Annotated in this window: 18 protein-coding genes; 5 read left to right on the forward strand and 13 right to left on the reverse strand. The window is 36.6% G+C overall.

From position 1 onward, the window contains the following. Window positions 1-54 precede the first annotated feature (54 nt). On the forward strand, window positions 55-2,226 hold the full coding sequence (locus PMAL9190_RS20385) for an SEC-C metal-binding domain-containing protein (protein ID WP_087844463.1): 2,172 nt from the start codon (window positions 55-57) through the stop codon (window positions 2,224-2,226). A 146-nt stretch (window positions 2,227-2,372) separates the two neighbouring features. Here PMAL9190_RS20385 and PMAL9190_RS06640 read toward each other — a convergent pair whose 3' ends face one another. After that, window positions 2,373-2,603: a secretin GspD/PilQ domain-containing protein gene (locus PMAL9190_RS06640; RefSeq protein WP_087844464.1), complete on the reverse strand. Its 231-nt coding sequence runs from the start codon at window positions 2,601-2,603 to the stop codon at window positions 2,373-2,375. A 195-nt stretch (window positions 2,604-2,798) separates the two neighbouring features. Continuing rightward, on the reverse strand, window positions 2,799-4,151 hold the full coding sequence (locus PMAL9190_RS06645; RefSeq protein WP_144384322.1) for an ISNCY family transposase: 1,353 nt from the start codon (window positions 4,149-4,151) through the stop codon (window positions 2,799-2,801). A 246-nt stretch (window positions 4,152-4,397) separates the two neighbouring features. Between PMAL9190_RS06645 and PMAL9190_RS06655 the strand changes: the two genes are divergently transcribed. After that, window positions 4,398-4,763: a regulator gene (locus tag PMAL9190_RS06655; RefSeq protein WP_087844467.1), complete on the forward strand. Its 366-nt coding sequence runs from the start codon at window positions 4,398-4,400 to the stop codon at window positions 4,761-4,763. 54 nt (window positions 4,764-4,817) lie between these two features. Here PMAL9190_RS06655 and gvpU read toward each other — a convergent pair whose 3' ends face one another. After that, window positions 4,818-5,264 (reverse strand): gas vesicle accessory protein GvpU, encoded by a 447-nt coding sequence (gene gvpU, locus PMAL9190_RS06660; protein WP_087844468.1) that lies wholly within the window; start codon window positions 5,262-5,264, stop codon window positions 4,818-4,820. 294 nt (window positions 5,265-5,558) lie between these two features. On the opposite strand from gvpU, the gene PMAL9190_RS06665 reads away from it, so the two are divergent. Beyond that, a complete protein-coding gene (locus PMAL9190_RS06665) occupies window positions 5,559-5,939 on the forward strand; it encodes a DUF3653 domain-containing protein (RefSeq protein WP_087844469.1) in 381 nt (126 codons plus the stop codon). A gap of 56 nt (window positions 5,940-5,995) precedes the next feature. Here PMAL9190_RS06665 and PMAL9190_RS06670 read toward each other — a convergent pair whose 3' ends face one another. From PMAL9190_RS06670 to PMAL9190_RS06710, 9 genes are all read right to left on the reverse strand, one after another. After that, window positions 5,996-6,298, reverse strand: coding sequence for a hypothetical protein (locus tag PMAL9190_RS06670; RefSeq protein WP_087844470.1), 303 nt, complete (start codon window positions 6,296-6,298; stop codon window positions 5,996-5,998). Beyond that, the gene (locus PMAL9190_RS06675) at window positions 6,291-7,031 is read right to left on the reverse strand and encodes a hypothetical protein (protein WP_087844471.1); all 741 of its coding nucleotides are present in this window, start codon (window positions 7,029-7,031) and stop codon (window positions 6,291-6,293) included. Before PMAL9190_RS06675 ends, PMAL9190_RS06670 begins: the two co-directional genes overlap by 8 nt. A 188-nt stretch (window positions 7,032-7,219) precedes the next feature. After that, window positions 7,220-8,482 carry a secretin GspD/PilQ domain-containing protein gene (locus PMAL9190_RS06680; RefSeq protein ID WP_087844472.1) on the reverse strand — a complete coding sequence of 421 codons (1,263 nt, stop codon included), beginning with the start codon at window positions 8,480-8,482 and terminating at the stop codon, window positions 7,220-7,222. Between the two features lie 4 nt (window positions 8,483-8,486). Next, window positions 8,487-9,542, reverse strand: a complete 1,056-nt coding sequence (locus tag PMAL9190_RS06685) for a zonular occludens toxin domain-containing protein (protein ID WP_087844473.1) — start codon at window positions 9,540-9,542, stop codon at window positions 8,487-8,489. Window positions 9,543-9,554: 12 nt separating this feature from the next. After that, window positions 9,555-9,926 carry a DUF5455 family protein gene (locus PMAL9190_RS06690; RefSeq protein ID WP_087844474.1) on the reverse strand — a complete coding sequence of 124 codons (372 nt, stop codon included), beginning with the start codon at window positions 9,924-9,926 and terminating at the stop codon, window positions 9,555-9,557. After that, entirely contained in the window at window positions 9,926-11,569 is a 1,644-nt protein-coding gene (locus PMAL9190_RS20300) for a hypothetical protein (RefSeq protein ID WP_087844475.1), read from the reverse strand. The genes PMAL9190_RS06690 and PMAL9190_RS20300 overlap by 1 nt, the downstream gene beginning before the upstream one ends. A 68-nt stretch (window positions 11,570-11,637) precedes the next feature. Continuing rightward, window positions 11,638-11,883, reverse strand: coding sequence for a major coat protein (locus tag PMAL9190_RS06700; protein ID WP_087844476.1), 246 nt, complete (start codon window positions 11,881-11,883; stop codon window positions 11,638-11,640). Window positions 11,884-12,121: 238 nt separating this feature from the next. Next, the gene (locus tag PMAL9190_RS06705; RefSeq protein ID WP_087844477.1) at window positions 12,122-12,439 is read right to left on the reverse strand and encodes a hypothetical protein; all 318 of its coding nucleotides are present in this window, start codon (window positions 12,437-12,439) and stop codon (window positions 12,122-12,124) included. Window positions 12,440-12,469: 30 nt separating this feature from the next. Then, window positions 12,470-14,533 carry a replication endonuclease gene (locus tag PMAL9190_RS06710; RefSeq protein WP_087844478.1) on the reverse strand — a complete coding sequence of 688 codons (2,064 nt, stop codon included), beginning with the start codon at window positions 14,531-14,533 and terminating at the stop codon, window positions 12,470-12,472. A gap of 109 nt (window positions 14,534-14,642) precedes the next feature. Here PMAL9190_RS06710 and PMAL9190_RS06715 point away from each other — a divergent pair, with 109 nt between their 5' ends. Both PMAL9190_RS06715 and PMAL9190_RS06720 read left to right on the forward strand, forming a co-directional pair. After that, a complete protein-coding gene (locus PMAL9190_RS06715; protein WP_087844479.1) occupies window positions 14,643-14,999 on the forward strand; it encodes a DUF3693 domain-containing protein in 357 nt (118 codons plus the stop codon). Window positions 15,000-15,345: 346 nt separating this feature from the next. Further along, the gene (locus PMAL9190_RS06720; RefSeq protein ID WP_087844480.1) at window positions 15,346-16,410 is read left to right on the forward strand and encodes a threonine aldolase family protein; all 1,065 of its coding nucleotides are present in this window, start codon (window positions 15,346-15,348) and stop codon (window positions 16,408-16,410) included. Window positions 16,411-16,484: 74 nt separating this feature from the next. On the opposite strand, the gene dtpA is transcribed toward PMAL9190_RS06720, so the two are convergent. Beyond that, window positions 16,485-17,939, reverse strand: a complete 1,455-nt coding sequence (dtpA, locus tag PMAL9190_RS06725; RefSeq protein ID WP_087844481.1) for a dipeptide/tripeptide permease DtpA — start codon at window positions 17,937-17,939, stop codon at window positions 16,485-16,487. Window positions 17,940-18,089 lie beyond the last annotated feature (150 nt).

Here is an 18,089-nt window from a genome sequence, read left to right on the forward strand (position 1 = left end):
TTTATAGCAATATATAATGCTAACAAGTTCATATAAAACAGAGATAATTGACTAATGGAAAAAGAATACAGAACGGAACAAGAAGTTTTTGCTGATTTGGAAAACTTATGTAAAGAAGAAGGGTTTATCTATGCATATTCCATACTATGCACTAGAGATAATTTTATGACCAAAAAGCTTGGTGACGAAAGCTTAGATAGCTTTCAAGGATGGTATTCACCAGAGCGTCTAATCCGTAATGAATTGAATACACTTCAAGGTCTTATGATAAAAAGAGAACTAGAGCTTGAGCCGATAGACACAGATAGAATTATGGATCAGGTAGTTAGAGCCGATAGTTTACTGAAAGAAATTCACGATTCAATGACCTTTCATCCCGAAAATATGAAATCAATGGTTGATTCATGGGAAAGAGGTGAATCTTTTAGCGATAGCCTATATCAAAATCCAAGTATGTTAAGAGAAACTATTTTTTATAGTTCGGAATCTGCTTATGATTTCCAATACAAGGAGTTTGCTAAGCTTAAGTTCTTTCATGACAAAGAATGGCTAAGTCAAAATAAAGGTTTTGACGCGGAAGAAGCTGTGCTCATAGTTGACTCATTAATAGAGTTAACTAAATATAATATTGAAAATCTTCATTCAAAGAAAATGTGTCCTAGCTCAATGCTTGATGTATATAAGATTGATATTGAGGCCATAGTATCAAAAACTAATTTATCTGATGAAAAAATTGATAGTTTTATTAATGCAATGACATCGATAAAACAAAACACGAATTTTAACTGTATCTCAGATATAAATGAGGCAAAACTTACTCCTATAGTCAAAATAGGAAGTCATTACTATTTATTCCATCATTACACATTGCTTGAAGCAATATATGAATCTCCAATGTTCTGGATACGAGATGAAGATAAAAAATATTTAAAAACAGCTGAAAAAAATAGAGGTAAATATACAGAAGATCTTACTAAGTCTATTCTTATCAAAGTGTTTGGAGAAAATAACGTATACTCGAATATTGATATATTCGATGAAAAAAAAAGTAAGACTAAGATTGGTGAAATAGATCTATTAGTTATATTTGGTGGAAAAGCATTAATTTTTCAAGCTAAATCTAAAGCACTTACCTTACAAGCTCGAAGAGGTAACATTGACATTCTAAAGAGTGATTTTTTTAAAGGGATCCAGAGGGCTTATGACCAAGCTGTTGAATGTTCAGTTGCCTTACATACAGGAGCTGTAATTTTAAAAGATGAAAACGGTGATAAAATAGATCTAAATACTGAAATTACAAGATATTATCCAATAACAATTACTTCAGAGTATTACCCTGCAATTACGTTTCAAAGCAATCAGTTTCTCAAAAGAACATCTGATTATAATTATATCAATGAACCATTTGTAATGGATGTATTCTTCTTAGATATTTTATCCGAGTTTTTAGATAGCCCATTGTATTTCATTAGTTACGTTGATCGAAGAAGTAATTATTTTGATACTTTTATTTCTTCCTCTGAATATACGATCCTATCTCATCATTTAAAAACAAATTTATGGCTCGATGGTAAATACAATGTAGGGTTTCTTGACGAAAGTCTAACAGCTGATTTAGACGATGCCATTTTAGTAAGGAGATGTAATTGGCAAGGTAAAAAAACACCAACAGGAATACTAACAAAATATCAAAATACATTCTTTAAAAAAATAATTAAGGCTATAGAAACTAAAGACTATGAAAAATCTGTCGATTTTGGTTTAAGTTTATTAAAGTTATCTGAAGAAACAATCAATGACTTCAATTTAGCTATAAATAAATTAGTTAATAGAACGAAGCAAGATAATAAAACTCATGATTTTTCTTTGTTTTTTGAAGACTTCGGCCTAACTTGTCACGTAGCAAATATAACAAATAAGACTGAGTTTGAAAAAGCAAGTATACGACTTCAATCTCATATGGAAGTAAAAAAATACACACAAAAATCTAAGTTTTGGTATGGCGTCTTAGTAAATGCATCGAATAATGAGGCAATATTAATATCAATGATGGATTCTGACTGGAAAAAAGACTTGGAATTTGAGAAAAATATCCCTCAAGAGTTAGCTGAAAACAAACAAGCTATAACTATCAAAAATTTCAGAAAAGAAATAAACAAAAAAATAGGGCGTAACAATCCCTGTATTTGCGGAAGCGGGAAAAAGTACAAGAAATGTTGTATATAAAATAAAAAGAATGATGCTGATTTTTAAATAGCGTCAAGTGGATAACAAAAAAGCGCGTTATCCACAATCCTATTGGAGTGGGGAACGCGCTTTTAGTTTTGGCCTCCGGCCATCAAAGTTTTCTTTTTTGTTTTTTAAAGCAAAAGCTAGATGATGCTGACCTTTATCAATACCGATAACTGATTGTTGATCTCTCTGTCTGATGTAGAGCCAAAGAGCGAGCCTATTAGTGGTATGTCTTTTAGAATTGGCACCCCAGTATCATTGTTTCTTGATTCCTCACCAACCAAGCCACCAAGTATGATTGATTGACCATTTTTAGCTTGAATCACTGTCTGTATTTGGCGGTTATTGGTGATGATGTCGCTTGCTGTCAAATGAGATTGAGAGCAAAGTGCTAGATATTATAAAAAATATAAACACATATTAGATGGTAAGTTGTTTAAATTGTTGCCATTTCTTATAAGTCTATTTGTTTTCTATCTTTTAAAATGTCCTCATTATTCCCCGATTAAAATGTCTCCTTTTAAGGTAGTTCATTAAGGTGAAATTGGGGTTATAGAGTAGGGAAGTCACGGCTTTTTTCTGATGCTAGGTTTAAATTGTTCAGGGTGAACTAGCACAGGATTGATAGCTTCAAGTTGACGGATTGCCCGTTGTTGGGCGGTTCGTTTTGGGGCACTTTTACTGCGACTACGCTTTTGTTGTTGGTCATATTGTTGCTGTTTCGCCTGGGCAAATTTTAATACTGCGCCCAAACGTTTATTATCGACCACCTGACCTTGGTCAACATCTTCGAGCTTATCAAACACTTTAAATTCTAATTTACGATTGCCGTATTGAATGGCGATGGTGCCATCTGGGCGATCTAGAACGTTAACAACTTGATGTACAAGTCGTTGATTTTCTTCAGTTGGCTCAATTAAATAGATGACTTTATCATATTGAAATGTCAGTGACTTTGATAATTTTCTTGGCTCTTGCCATGCAAAAATATCATGTAATTCATCAGTCGATTCACGTAATGGCCGATGCATGTCTTTAGGATATTGAGCAGCTTTAGCAAAACGTTGGTTAAAATCAGTGATAAAGTCGGGGAGCCACGCATTAGCTTGTTCAATATTATCAATGTGTTGTAAACGCATTTCTTTGACTAAGCGATCTTGTAAGGTCTTGTTGGCACGTTCAACACGACCTTTGGCTTGAGAGCTGTTTGCGCAAATCAATTCAATGTTTAAGTCATGTAAAACACGACCAAACTGAGTCACACGGTTGGTTTCTGCATCCCGTTTACTGACATGAAATACCGCATGCCGATCACTGTAAAAAGCAGTGGGTTTGCCATGATGTTCAACATATTCACGCGTGGCGACCATGTAATCAAACGCAGATTCTGTTTCGCTAAAACGTAAGTTCATCAGTTTGCCGGTGGCATCATCAATGAAAACCAACAAACAACATTTGTCGCTGCGACCTTCAAACCAATCATGATGTGAGCCATCTATCTGAATTAACTCACCATAACAATCACGTCGATGACGTGGTTGATAAACACGAGGCTTACGTTTGAAATGTGGCACCCAAAGGCCATCAGCGATCATCCATTGGCGTAAGGTTTCTAATCCAATTTTAATGCCGTGGCGTTCAATCAATTTTTCACGTGCCAATGTGGGTCCAAAGTCTGCGTAATATTCATGGATCAGGTTTAAACATTGATGTCGCATATCAGCATTAATTTTGTTGCCTGGCGATTGTCCACGACGTTGATGGACTAAACCAACAGCACCAAGATCTCGATAGCGTGTTATTAATCGTTGAACCTGACGAACACTGACATTAAGAAGCTGAGCAGCATCTTTGCGTCTGATCCGTTTTTCGCAAACATCACGAATTGTACCTAAACGAAATATCTCTTTGTCATTCATGGTCACCAACATATTTTGTTTAACTCACATTGATCAGCAGATACTGATCACTATAGAAAAACAGGACATTTTAGCTTTGCAGAAAAGAGACACTTTACCTTGGGATCTACACCTTAAGTGCGCATTATGCTTGCGTTATGTTAAAGATGTTTCTATTTATCATTTTGATTTACAAAGAATTAATTATAGCACAAAGCATAAAACTGCATTCTTAAAAATAAGACAAAACAAGCAGGATATGACGCTATGAGAACTAACCTTACTCAAAACTATGTTTTCCGTAAATTCACCTGTGGATTATCCAAAAAAGACACCGCTGAACTTTGTTTTAAAAGTGTGACCACCATCACGCGATGGGATAAGGGAAGACCAATTCCGCCAGAATGTAAAAGGCTAATGCGAATATATAAAGGCATGGAATTAGCAACGATAAACCCCAATTGGGAGGGCTGGAAAATCAAAAATGGAGAGCTAACAAATTCAGCAGGGGTATCACTTAGACCAGAGCAAATATTAACGGGTTATGCCTTACTAGAGATTAACTCAGAGAATGAAAGGGCGTTAAAAACTAAGATCATTCAAACAGCAAGGATGCTTAAAAATTTACCATGAAAAAAGCCGACTAGATTAGTCGGCTTTAATAAAAGTACTTAAAGATTAATTTTATTAAACAATATTACCTAAAAAGTATCCTGAAACATCAGATAATTTCCCCCGCCAAAGCGTAGAATGATTAATAACAGGGCCACCATTTCCATTATAAAATTTAGCATCTTCCAAATGGATATATGAAATAAAATCAATATTTATTTCTTTGGTATAAGTAGATGATTTACCCTTATATAATTCTTGTATTGAAGCAATATCATCTTCAGATTTAAAAGCAGAAGCAAAACTATCTCCAAACAGTTTAAAATATTTCTCTCCTCCTATCAGCATCCCCGTTACAAGAAAGCCACCAATATTTAATGAAATACCAATCTCTGATTTAGACTTATTTACTAAATTAACTAAAAATGCTAATTCCATATCTATATTTTCAATAACTTCGGTCAATGCGATTTCTTGTTGCTCTAATTCTTCTTGCTGTTCTAACTCTTTAGTTGGTTCCATTATGATTCCTCAAAGATCAAAAAAATAATAAGACAATTAAGAAATATACACAATACAATGCATACTGTATATAAAACTACAGATGCAATTTTATACTTGTGATTAATAGCAAAGAATCAAAGTGCACCAATAGCTAATAGCAATTAGAAAACAAACCCATCCCATAAAATGGTTGCGTATATTTATAACAAAGTAAGTAGATAATTGACATAATCGTCAATGATAACCATAGTCGCATTTATTATACACATGAAGTATTCACGGAAATGATAATATCCTTTTTTTAACACAGAAATGAACAAAATCAATAAGACACGCCGCATTACTGATAATGAGATCTTTCGATTCTATACCTGTAACCTAACCGTTGAAATGACAGCAAAGCTGTGCTTTAAGACTCCTAAAACGGTTTTACAGTGGGATAAAGGTAAGACAATACCACCTATTTGTAAGCGTTTAATGAAAATGTATGCTTGCCGAGATTTATCACCACTTGATGATGATTGGGAAGGTTGGAAGATATCAAAAGGAAAGTTGATTACGCCTGATGGTTGGCCGTTAACACCAAACAGAATAATCATGGGTAATGCACTTATAGAAATAGGGGCAGCGGATGAACTTCGATTTCAACGTGAAGTATTGAGAACCGCTCGGATGCTGAAGAAACTAAAATAAAGCAACAGAACCTGTCACTTAGACAGGTTCTATCTATATCACATTTTAATTCTTAATTACTCATCTCTAGTATAAAAAGACATTAAACATGACGCAAAGGTTGTAATATTAAAAACAATAGCTAAAAATAAAGCATTTACATAATCAGAAACTGTAGGAGGTATTGAATCAACAATAAGTAATATCCCCCAAATACTATAAAAACTTAAACAACATCCTATAGAATCTTTAACTTTTGACTTTTTCAGCTCTCTATATTTAATAAAATATATTATATATAATAATGCCCACAACATTAATATAATAAATAACTGTTCTTTTTGTGAGTAGCTAATATAATCTAAAAATTTATCAACCATTATATTTACCCTCACTCAACCGATGATTGAACTGTTGTGTTAAATCATTTACCTCTTTACTTATAAATTCTAAATTTTCAAATAAATGTCTATTAATTACTATTTTTTCTAAACTATCCTTTTGTCTACCTTTTGAGTAAGCTTTTAATTTCATTATCAAAAAAATACTATCTGATATTATCTTCCTTTTTTTTGATATATTATCAAGCAATTTTTTCTTGGTGTATAATGAATATAAAACAGCTAAGAAAATAAATAAAATAGATGGCAGCAATAAACTCCAACTAAATTTTGAAATCATTAAACTTAGAACCAACAATGAAAAACAAAGAGATGGTAAAAATATTGCAATTTTGTTCCTTATTTTCTTGTTTAATAAAGACAAAACTTTAAAATCATGAAAATATCTTAATTTTAATTTATTTAACTTATCATCATAAATAGATATTTCATTCGTAAACCTATCTATTTCATTATTATTTTCAAGTAGTAAGCATTTTATATCTTCTATATTTTTAAGAGTTATAAACACCTTATCCATATATGAAACAATATCATTATTAATAATATCATCTTCCAATGAATGTACAGATAGTTGTAATTTATCCAAATTTTCACATATGAATTTTGAGATGGATATTTTTTCATAGTTATAAAAATGTTCTTTAACTAAAAATTTTAATTCATCATTTAAAGAAAGTAATTCTTCTTTTGATATAACTTCTTCTCTCAAAATACCACCACGGAATAAATATAATTTATGATTGTAGATTATAAATCAATATTATTTATATATATATATTGTTCGTCATGTGGATAACAAAAAAGCGCGTTATCCACAATCCTATTAGAGTGGGGAACGCGCTTTTAGTTTTGGCCTCCGGCCATCAAAGTTTTCTTTTTTGTTTTTTAAAGCAAAAGCTAGATGATGCTGACCTTTATCAATACCGATAACTGATTATTGATCTCTCTGTCTGATGTAGAGCCAAAGAGAGAGCCTATTAGTGGTATATCTTTTAGAATCGGCACTCCCGTATCATTGTTTCGTGATTCCTCACCAACCAAGCCACCAAGTATGATTGATTGACCATCTTTAGCTTGAATCACTGTCTGTATCTGGCGGTTATTGGTGATGATGTCGCTTGCTATATCACTATTGCTGACACTGCTTGATGTTTGGTTAATGTTCATCAATACCGTATCACCAATGATATGCGGCGTTACTCGTAGTGATACACCCACGTTCTGACGCTCAATTTTTTGGATCGTATTACCACCATCAGTTACTTCACTTGATACCAAAAACGGCACGTTCTGACCAACAGTAATATAACCTTGCTCACGATCAGTAATTAGTAAATGAGGTTTACTCAACAGCTTGGTTTTACTGTTTGTTGATATGGCATTAATAAGGCCGTCTATGTCACCACCTTTAAAAATGATACTACCGCCAGTAAGGATGCCTTCAGTTTGCTTTGTGATCACTGAAAAACCAAAGTCACCCAACATTGCATTAAGATTTACACCAACTTCTTTACCATCATTAATCTGTGACTCAACGACCACCGCTTGAATGAATATCTGCTTTCGACGTACATCAATACGCTGTATCAGATTATCTATCTGGACTATTTGAGAGGGTGAACCCGTTACAATCAAACTATTCGCATGAGGTAACATAATGATGCTATATGCGGTTTGAGTCTCACCAGTATTGGTACTGTAGTTATCTAATAAGGTTTGGATAATAGGAGTAACGCTTTTATTGTCGATATGCAGTAAGTCATAAAACTTGGTCTTTGGTGGTACAACATTGATGTTTCTTACAACAACTTCTGTTTGACCAGGCATTAATAATTCTTGACCCAATACTTGTGGTAATGGATCGCCCACACGTAACAATGACACTTTAAATATATTGCCGTTCTTTTCTAATCGAAAGCCATTACTCGCTAAAACAGTTTCGATAAAAGGGTAGAAGTCAGCCGCATCAAGCGAGGGAGCAGAGAACGTAACCGCACCTTTAACACCCTCTGATATGATCACGTTTTGGTTTAACGAGGTACTAAACCATTGCACAAATTCAGCAATGGGCATGTTTTGCGCTTCAAAGGCATCAATCTTTTTAGCGGCATAGGTATTGAAAGAAAAGGAGAGTAACAGAATAACAATGATAGCTTTCATGGTATTACCTACACTTGATTAACGATTCAGACTGACCATTAGAGAGCTTTAACGTACAGGCATTAATAGCCGTTACATCAAAACCAATATCTTTAAGCTGAATGCTTGAAATACTTGTACCGTCCGAATTTTGCAAAGAATAGGTATAAGGTTGATTTGGCATTTTGTAATAGCCCATGATCTTATAATTAGCATATTCAGTTGGAGATACTTTCAATACTTCCGCTTCTGGCGGTGCATTAAACTCAAGCCACAACAAAGACAATAAGCAGCCGCCAGCAAAGCAGGTGATTTTCTTAAAACGTTTGAAATAGATCTTAGTAATACGCATGATATTCCTAAAGTCATACGTTACACGGTAACGATAATGTGTATAGTAAGGCGGCAGATATGAATAAACGCCGTGATCGTAGTTACTGGTAAATATCTGTGAGGTGTTATAGGCGTTGTAAAGGCCAGAACCAAAGCATGTCCATTTATCAACCGTCATTGAATGACGTTCAGTGCCATACTTCACCACGCCAACATGCATTTTAGGTAACTTCAATTGTGTACCCGTGATCATGCGATAGAGTGAACCAATAAACGGGATCGTCATGCGATCAGTTCGACGGCAATAAACCACATGCTCTGCAAACATTACCCGCGCTTGCTTATCCAATACTGATAAATCTTGAACAATAAAGCCTATATCCCAACCACGTTTGCGGGCGTGAATGATCCAATCTATAAGATCCTTTCGACCTTTATCATTCCAATCACGGCTATTAAACCAAGTACCACATTCATCAAGTAGTAATAGGCCGTTACGCGATTCATCTTTAATGCCACGAGCTATTAAAGGATTACCCAAACCGATAGCATTCAAATCAAATACAGTCGGTTTATCAGGAACGCGCATTACTCGGCACTTTTTAGCTTGATGCCTTACCAACCAATGCAGATTTAAGTCAATGTTGGTCGCTACAATACGATCTTGATTTAAATAATCACGTACCTTAGACACTGACATAATTGACTTACCACCGCCTAGCTTGCCTGTTATGACATAAACAGCCATATCTATATCCTATTAACCGTGACTAATGGCATGAACAACCCATGCTTTCCATTCCCAAACCCAACGAATTAAACGGGCACTAAAAATAACAGATGCACAGGCCGTAAAATTAGTAGGGGCTATAATGGCCAATCCAACGGACACTTCTGGCGGCACAAAAAACTTGATAGTAAATAACAGGCTTTCAATAGCGGTATAGGCCAATACCGCCGAGCCCGTGATCATAGATACAATCACCAAGTTCATAGCTACACGGCGAGTAAAGAACTTGAGAAAGAACGTGAATATTGATGTTGCGATAGAAAACAACACCGCAACCAATGCAGGAAACTTAGTAAACTTGGCAATACCGCCAATAACAACAGGTAATAGTTGAAAGGCCATTAGTAAGGTTTCCTTGCTGGATTAGGCACTATGCCAGTAAACAAAATATCTATTAAAGTCAAAGCGGTATAGACATAGATAAAGAACCCAAATATGTCTCTAAACTTCTGAAATTTTGAACATTCAATAGTGAAATAATCACCAAAAGATAAATTTTGACAAGTCGATGAAATCGGAATTAGCTCATTTGCAAATTCTTTTACTTTAGCAAATAAAGATTCAGTCATAGGGGTATCAATGAGTGCTCTAGCTATTGTTCCCTCGACACTATTTTGATACTCGTCTAAGTTTTCATTCACTAATTCTTTTGCAGAGCCAGCTATGCCATTAATTTCACCATAAGTTAGATCATGCTTATTTGCATTACGTTCTAACTCATTTAATTTATTTATAATGTCATCATTATTATCTTTATTACCCTGACTTAAAGAACCTAACATTTCGGATAATTCATTTGATGTAATAGAACTTGAACCTGATATAGATTTATCAATGTTTGCTAATAATTCATTTGTTTTATCAGTATTGGTATTAATACCCGTTAATAAATCATTGGAAGCTAATTGGCTCTCCGTTATTTGATCTTGCTTTGCTGTTTGTAATTTAAGTTCATCTGTATTTTTTATTATTTCGTCAGCAATACGATTTGATGTAGTCGTAACGGTATCATTTAAACCTTGAGTCAAATCCGCAATATTTGATAGGGCATTATTTGATGCATTCAATGCTGCATTATTCTGACCTAAGAGGCGATTAGACTCTACCGATTGAGAAACCTCACTGGCAGTTTTATTGTTCAAATCTCTAGTTAGATTAGCGATATTTGATAGCGCATCATTAGATACATCTAGCGCAGCAATACCGACACCAAGTAAACGGTTAGATTCAACCGACGTTGATAAGGCTTTAGTTTGAACATTTAATAGGTCATTAACAGCAGGGCGGCTATCTGTAATTGCCCCCGTAATACTCTTATTATTGTTGTTAATGGCTTCAAGTATACCACTGAGATCAATATCACCAGAGCCGTCCCCATCAGTACCACCTCCGCCAGAACCACCACCATCTCCGCCACCACCTGAACCACCGCCTCCGTCACCGCCGCCATCATCACATGGTGGGGCTGAACCATCAGGACAAGTTTCAGGCGGAGGCTCTGGAGGAGTTACTCCCGTAATATCGCATGAACTTTCTAAACGTTCAGCTTCACGATTACATTGACCTGAGAACGTAGCTGTTTGAAACTCCGATGTTTTTGACTCACATGCATTTTTAGCTGCATCATAATCAACTTGATACTGAATAGAATCACAATAATTGGTTTCTTTACATTCGCCGTTTATCAACTCAGTACCAACGGGGCATTTAGTATCAGCACTACAAAAATAATTATCAGAACCAGCAGCATACCAACCATCACCACTAGACCTCTTACGCAAGTATTTCCACTTGCGAGGAATACCGGGAACCCAATAATCAAATCGATAATCGTCAGTCTGTTTCTCAACACACGATCTAATAGCCGCTTCAGTATAAGTACCATTACAACCAGCAACCTTTGAACCAACCCCGCCACTTACACAAAGAAGTTGAGCATTAGCATTCGAGCTAAAAAATAAAAATAAAAATAATATTTTTCGCATACATCACCATTAAAAAAGGCAGCACAAAGGCTGCCGATTAATTAAATAATACTTAATGGGTTTAAATATTAAGAAGCAGATTTCTTTGCGAACTTCTTGAATAATGAAATACCAATAACAGCTACTGTTACCGAAATAACAATAGGCCATGCTGCTGTTTCAAATTTTGTAACTAATGCGCCAACTTGGGTAAAAGCAGCATCAGCACCAGAGGCTGGTTCAGTAGCAAATGCAGATGTAGAACAAACAGCAGAAGCAACTAATAGACCCGCTGCCGTTTTTTTAGATGCTAAGATATTTTTAATGTTATTCATTTTGTAACTCCAGTTTATATTAATCATTTACAGAAACTTCTGTAAAACGTTTATAGGCATAAAAGCCATAACCAAGACACCAACCAATAAAAAAGCAAGCGCCATAAAAAACTAAAAAATCGTTCATTATCTTTGACTGCCGAATATCGCACCAAGGCCAAGACAAACGACACCTAACCCCCAATACAAAGCATCAGATATAAATTGAAGTTGATCAGGTGTTAGGTTTTCCATTTAATTAAGCCTTTGTGTCCAATGCTGGAATACCTAATAAATGGTAACCACTGAATGACACATGCTTGCCACCGTCACCAGCGAATGAACGCTCAACGTGTTGAATTTTGAACTCGACTTTCTTATCAATCAGTTTGACTAAATCACTACCGCCGCCAAATGCATCCCATAATTCAGGAGATATACGAGCTTCTACAACTTCAGATGGGTTAAATAGCTGTAATTTCACGATACCCGAATCACGGCTTTCGCCCGTGTTGGTATTGGTGTTGGTTTTCTTTTCAATATCGTCTTTGTCATTTATACGGGCTAATACAATCATTGGGTTTTCCTTATTTTCAAATTTCGACAGTTATTGACACAAGTCCAAGGATGAAGCGTGCAGACCTCCGTCATGGGCTGCGCCCACGAACGAAGGCCATGCCGCTTCATCAAAAGCAAAAGCAGTAATCTCATCTACACGTTGTAAATATTGTTGGTATTCATTGAATTGTTCATCAGCCAAGCGGTGATATTCGTTTTCACGTTCAAGCACGTCGAATACATCAACTACACCAGACATAATGCGTTTCGTTCCACGCAGGAATTTTTCTTTGTTTTCAGTTTTCCAGTTGCGTACACGAGTAGCTAAGAACGCACCACGGAACAGAACGCCAACAACACGCGCGATAGCTGCATCGCCATAACGAGTAGTAGCATTACGCTCGGTTGTATGTTCTTCACCCCATTCATCAACGAGCTTGCTCATGATTTGAGGAACAGAGTAAACAGGGGAAATTGTTTGATCTTTACGACGAACGAAAACACCGCCCATTGCATAGCAGAATGCTTGCCAATCAGAAGCATCGGCAGCACGACGAACATTTTCTAATGCCATATGTTCGCCTGTAGATAATGAAGCGATCACAGGATCATCCTCTTTAATTTCTTCACGAACACGACGCATTTCACGCCAGACCGTAACAGATGGGCCACCAATAAATTGAAACTGGCGGATTCGATTAACACGCGCCCATGTAACAACACGCTCAGATGCTTCAATACCTGTCAGATTTGATGAAACATCATTATCAATATGCTTACCGTCAATATTCTTAGAAAGGTACTTAGCAACGTAACCAACCGCTGAACCTTTTGACCAATCAATAGTTTCAACAGTAAAGCGGTGTTTTTGTGCGCCTTTTTCTTCTGGTGAATCCAACAATGCATAGTGTTGAAATAAATCAGTAACTACAGGTTGTTGGCTCTTTTCCATAAACATAAGTAAATGCCAGTGTGGGCAACCATCGGCATGAGGTTCGGCAACACGTAAGCCATAGATTTTGATGCCAGCTTTATCCAGTGCCTTACGGAAACCCGCAAAAACAGTTGATAGATATGCTTGAGCATCTTGTGTTGTTGGCTTGCCAGCATCCAACCATGATTGGTTAACATGCGACTTAGACACCGAGTGAAAACGGCTAGGGCAGGTAAGGGTATAGAACATTGCTACATGATCATTATCTTGTGCAATAGCTTCAAATCCCTTTAGACGTACAAACATTTCAGCACGACGAACAACAGGATTTGAAACAGATTTATCTGCTAAATCAGATAATGTGTACCAGTTATCTTCATTAACTTCATCATAAGCAACTGTATTTTCAAGTATTGCTTTGTTATCCGTATCGCGCTCACGACGACGGCTAACAGAATAATTTGAGCAATATGCTTGCCCGTACTTATGTACAATTGCTAAATCACGCGCAACACGTTCAACTTCAATAGCTGAAAGTTTGCGTAAAGCTCTGCGCCACCAAAGTTCATTAACGGCACGATTTACTAACGAACGCAGTTCACCTTTATCTGATTTAGCCTTGATCACAGAATCAGAAAAATACAAACCGTAGTCAGCTAATATTGAAGATGCAACTTCAAACGCTTGAGCATCATCTTCAATAGTAGCTACAGCTTTCATTACAGCATGGCTTTTAGCTTTGGCGAATGTTACCAATTCATCATCAGAAAACGTGTAACGAAATTCATTTTGAGTTAAACGATCATTAGCAGCAGCTAAAGAACGCATAGCTTCAAGTTCACCAATTTTCTTTTTCAGGTTTAAGTAAGCACGAGACATAACCGGCGCAAAAGCACGATGTGGACGAACTAGGTTTAGTATGTCCAAACACGGCGCAGTAAAAGACGGCTGAATATTGTCAGAAGTATCAAAAGAATGAATTGGTGTAGCTAATGCCTGACGTTTAAGTAAGTCAGCCACGTAAAAATTATTTGGGCGTGTATGGTCAACATAACCTGGGAGTTTACGGCCATTGTTAATGTCAGGTTTTGTGAATGATGAGCACAAAGTTTGAGCGCGAAGAAAGTTCACGTATTCAAACTGATCTGTTGCTAAATCATGTACCAAAATTCTTTTCATTACATAGCCTCAATTACGATTTGTCGTAATCCTAGCTACGCAAAACCGTAATTACAAGCTACGAAAAATCGTAATTAATGCGCTATAGTATAGAAAACGGAGGATTCTCATGTATCAAAATCAACTGCTAGATGCTTACAAAGAAGCAAAAAAATACGTACAAGATAAGCAGATTGCCGCTGACTTAGGTATTCCTACGTCTAGAATGTCTGAAATGAGAAAAGGTAAAAGATATCTATCTGATTCAGAAGCAATTTATCTTGCTGAACATTCAGAAATCAATACACATGAAGCATTGATCTATTTAGCCGCAGATAAAGCCAAGACCGACAAGGCTCAAAAGATATGGGCGGACATAACGGCAAAATTAAGTAGCCAAGGGTTTTCGGGCTTAACCCTTGGTTTTACTGGAGTTTTAGCCCTATCCCTATACTCGATTCAGTGCGCATTATGTACCTTATGTTAAATAGGATATTCGATATTGGTACCATGCCATAGACTAAGCTAGTTGATTGATTATTAAGTCTATAAGTGTTCTCACCCATCAATGAAGCTTGTCTATTTAACAGTATTGGCTATTTACCATAAAATAGGTAATTAACACTGACTTTAAATACTGCCGCACATTTCATTTTGCTTGGTACTTAAATTCAGCGCTAATTACTCAAATCTATAACTAGCGTTGCTAGCTCTTTGGATAGTTTAATTTTGGGAGCCGCTGTAGGTAAAACTTTCCGTTACAATAAAAACGCTTATCTTCGCCATGAAATTGAGTATATTGATAACTCAATCGATATTAAGGCTGCATAACAATGACAAACTTATCTTTAGCGACACCTAAGAAAACCATTGGCTTAACCAGTGACAATATTGCTGGTGTTTCACCGCAAATATTGCAGCATTTAGTTGAATTTAGCGCTGGTGATGCAACGCCTTACGGTAATGATGAGCTATCGTTACAGCTTGATCGCAAAATGAGCGAGTTATTTGAAACTGATGTTGCGGTGGTTTTAGTGCCAACAGGTACGGCGGCCAATAGTTTGTGTTTAGCTGCGATGTCTCCTGCTTGGGGCGCGGTGCTATGTCATCCAAACAGTCATATTAATAACGATGAATGTGGAGCACCTGAGTTTTTCAGTAATGGCGTTAAGCTACTGACTATCGACGGTGATGATTGTAAGATCGATCCTATCAAACTTAGCCAACGCGCTTCGTTAAAAATTGGCGATGTTCATACCGTTCAACCCGCAGTTGTTAGTGTAACTCAAGCAACTGAAACTGGCAGCGTTTATACTCTTGATGAACTTCGCGCAATTGGTGATGTGTGTAAAAGCCATAATTTAAAATACCATATGGATGGCGCACGCTTTGCTAATGCTATCGATGCGTTAGGCTGTACCCCAGCAGAAATGACCTGGAAAGCGGGTGTAGATGCCCTTTCTTTTGGTGCGACTAAGAACGGTGCTTTTGGTGTTGAAGTGATTGTTCTATTTGATACTAGCTTAAAAAATGAAATTGAATATCGTCGTAAACGTGCTGGGCATTTAATGTCTAAAATGCGTTTTCTATCAACACAAATAGATGCCTACATTACCGATAATTTATGGCTAATGAATGCTCAACATGCTAATGCAATGGCAACCAAACTGCGTGACGGAATTAGCGCGATTGACGGTGTAGAGCTATTGCATCCTTCTAAAACAAATATTGTCTTTTGTAAAATGTCACCAGTAACAATTGCAACCTTGCATGAACATGGGTTTGAGTTTTTAGCTAATCGCTGGGGCGACGGTGTTGCACGTTTAGTGACTAACTTTGCGACCAAAGCTGAAGATATTGATGCCTTTATTACTGTATTAGCAGCGAGCGATAAGTAAGTAAGTAAGTAAGTAAAAGAGTAACGGCAATCATATGACTGATTGCCGTTATTAACTATTCCCTATTGATTGTTTTATTCTTTGTCTTGAATAATGCGAGTTAACTTAGGTGCGATAAGCAATGTAAAAGCAGCAATCGCAGCGGTTACATACCCTATTTCACCAAATACTTCAGCATATAAAACAAGGGTTTGGTTTGAGTCGATAACGCCTTTCGGTGCGGCTGTTAAACTTGCAATCCAGCCAGCTAAAATTGCGGCGGTTGCAGACGTTAAAAACCACATTCCCATCGCAAAACCCATCATTCGTTGCGGTACCAATTGCGCTATCATCGCCAGCCCTAAACCTGAAACTAATAACTCACCCACTGACTGTAATAAATAACTTGCGACTAACCAGTTTGAGTTAACAATCCCTTGCGTATTAGCAAAGCCAGTTGAGTATTTTAAGATCAAAAACGCGAGGCTACATAACACCATGCCAAAGGCAAACTTAAATGGCATTGCGAATCGTTCACCAAGTTTATTATAAAGAATGGCTAATAATGGACTAGCAACCATGATCCAAAATGGATTTAACGCTTGAAATTGCTCTGGTTCAACTTTAAAGCCGAATAAATCATGACTGACATTATGAATAGCGAAGAAGTTAAGTGACGTTGGCATTTGGAAATATAAGGCAAAGAACACCACCCCCTGCAACATTAATACAAAGGCAACTAACATCTTCGCCCTTTCTAGCCCTTTAGATTTAAACGCCTCTTTGAAGTATACAAACACAATGATAATGCCAACTACTACAAGAATAGCGTGTGCATAAAACAAATGTTGCAATAGCACCGCACTGAGGAAGCTCAATAGGATCGTTACAACCACAACGGCCATATAGTAAAGTTTATTCACTGGTATCATATCGGGTTTAGAACCAATGTTTTTAACGATTCTGCCCATTACCATAAAGTTAACCATTGTAATGAGTAAGCCTACCGCACTAACACCAAATGCCATTCCGTAGCCCATTTTCTCTGCTATCCAAGGGCTTAATAACATTGAAAAAAATGAACCAAGGTTAATCGCCATATAATACATGGTAAAGGCACCATCAAGGCGAGGATCATTTTCTTCGTAGACTTTGGCCAACAAGCTTGAAGGGTTAGCTTTAAATAAGCCATTACCCATGGTGATAAATCCCATTGCTATATAAAGTAGTTCTTTACCCCCAAACTCTCCCGCCGCAGAGATCCCTAATAATGAATAACCCACCGTTAGAATAAATGCACCAAGCGTAATAGTGCGTTTCGTACCTAGGATTTTATCGCCAACCCAACCACCAATCGCCACAGAACCGAAAATAAGTGCTGAAAAAGCACCAAATAATGTAAACGACTCTGATTCAGACATGCCAAGAATGCTTACAAGGTACACTGTAAGAATGGCTTGCATGCCATAGAAGCCAAACCGCTCCCAAAACTCTATCGAGAATATGAGATAAAACGGTTTAGGTTGCTTAAATACATTTACATCGGACATACAGTCTTCCTTAATCAGGCGCAATTGCTTTAATAGTAGACGTTATCCTTCAATATCGACTAATGAGACTTATTCAAAAACTCAATGCAATCTCATGTAACCCAAATCACTTTTTGTAAATTCTATGTGCGAATGCCATGCAGTTGAGAT

The sequence above is a fragment of the Photobacterium malacitanum genome (assembly GCF_900185615.1).
GTDB lineage: Bacteria > Pseudomonadota > Gammaproteobacteria > Enterobacterales > Vibrionaceae > Photobacterium > Photobacterium malacitanum.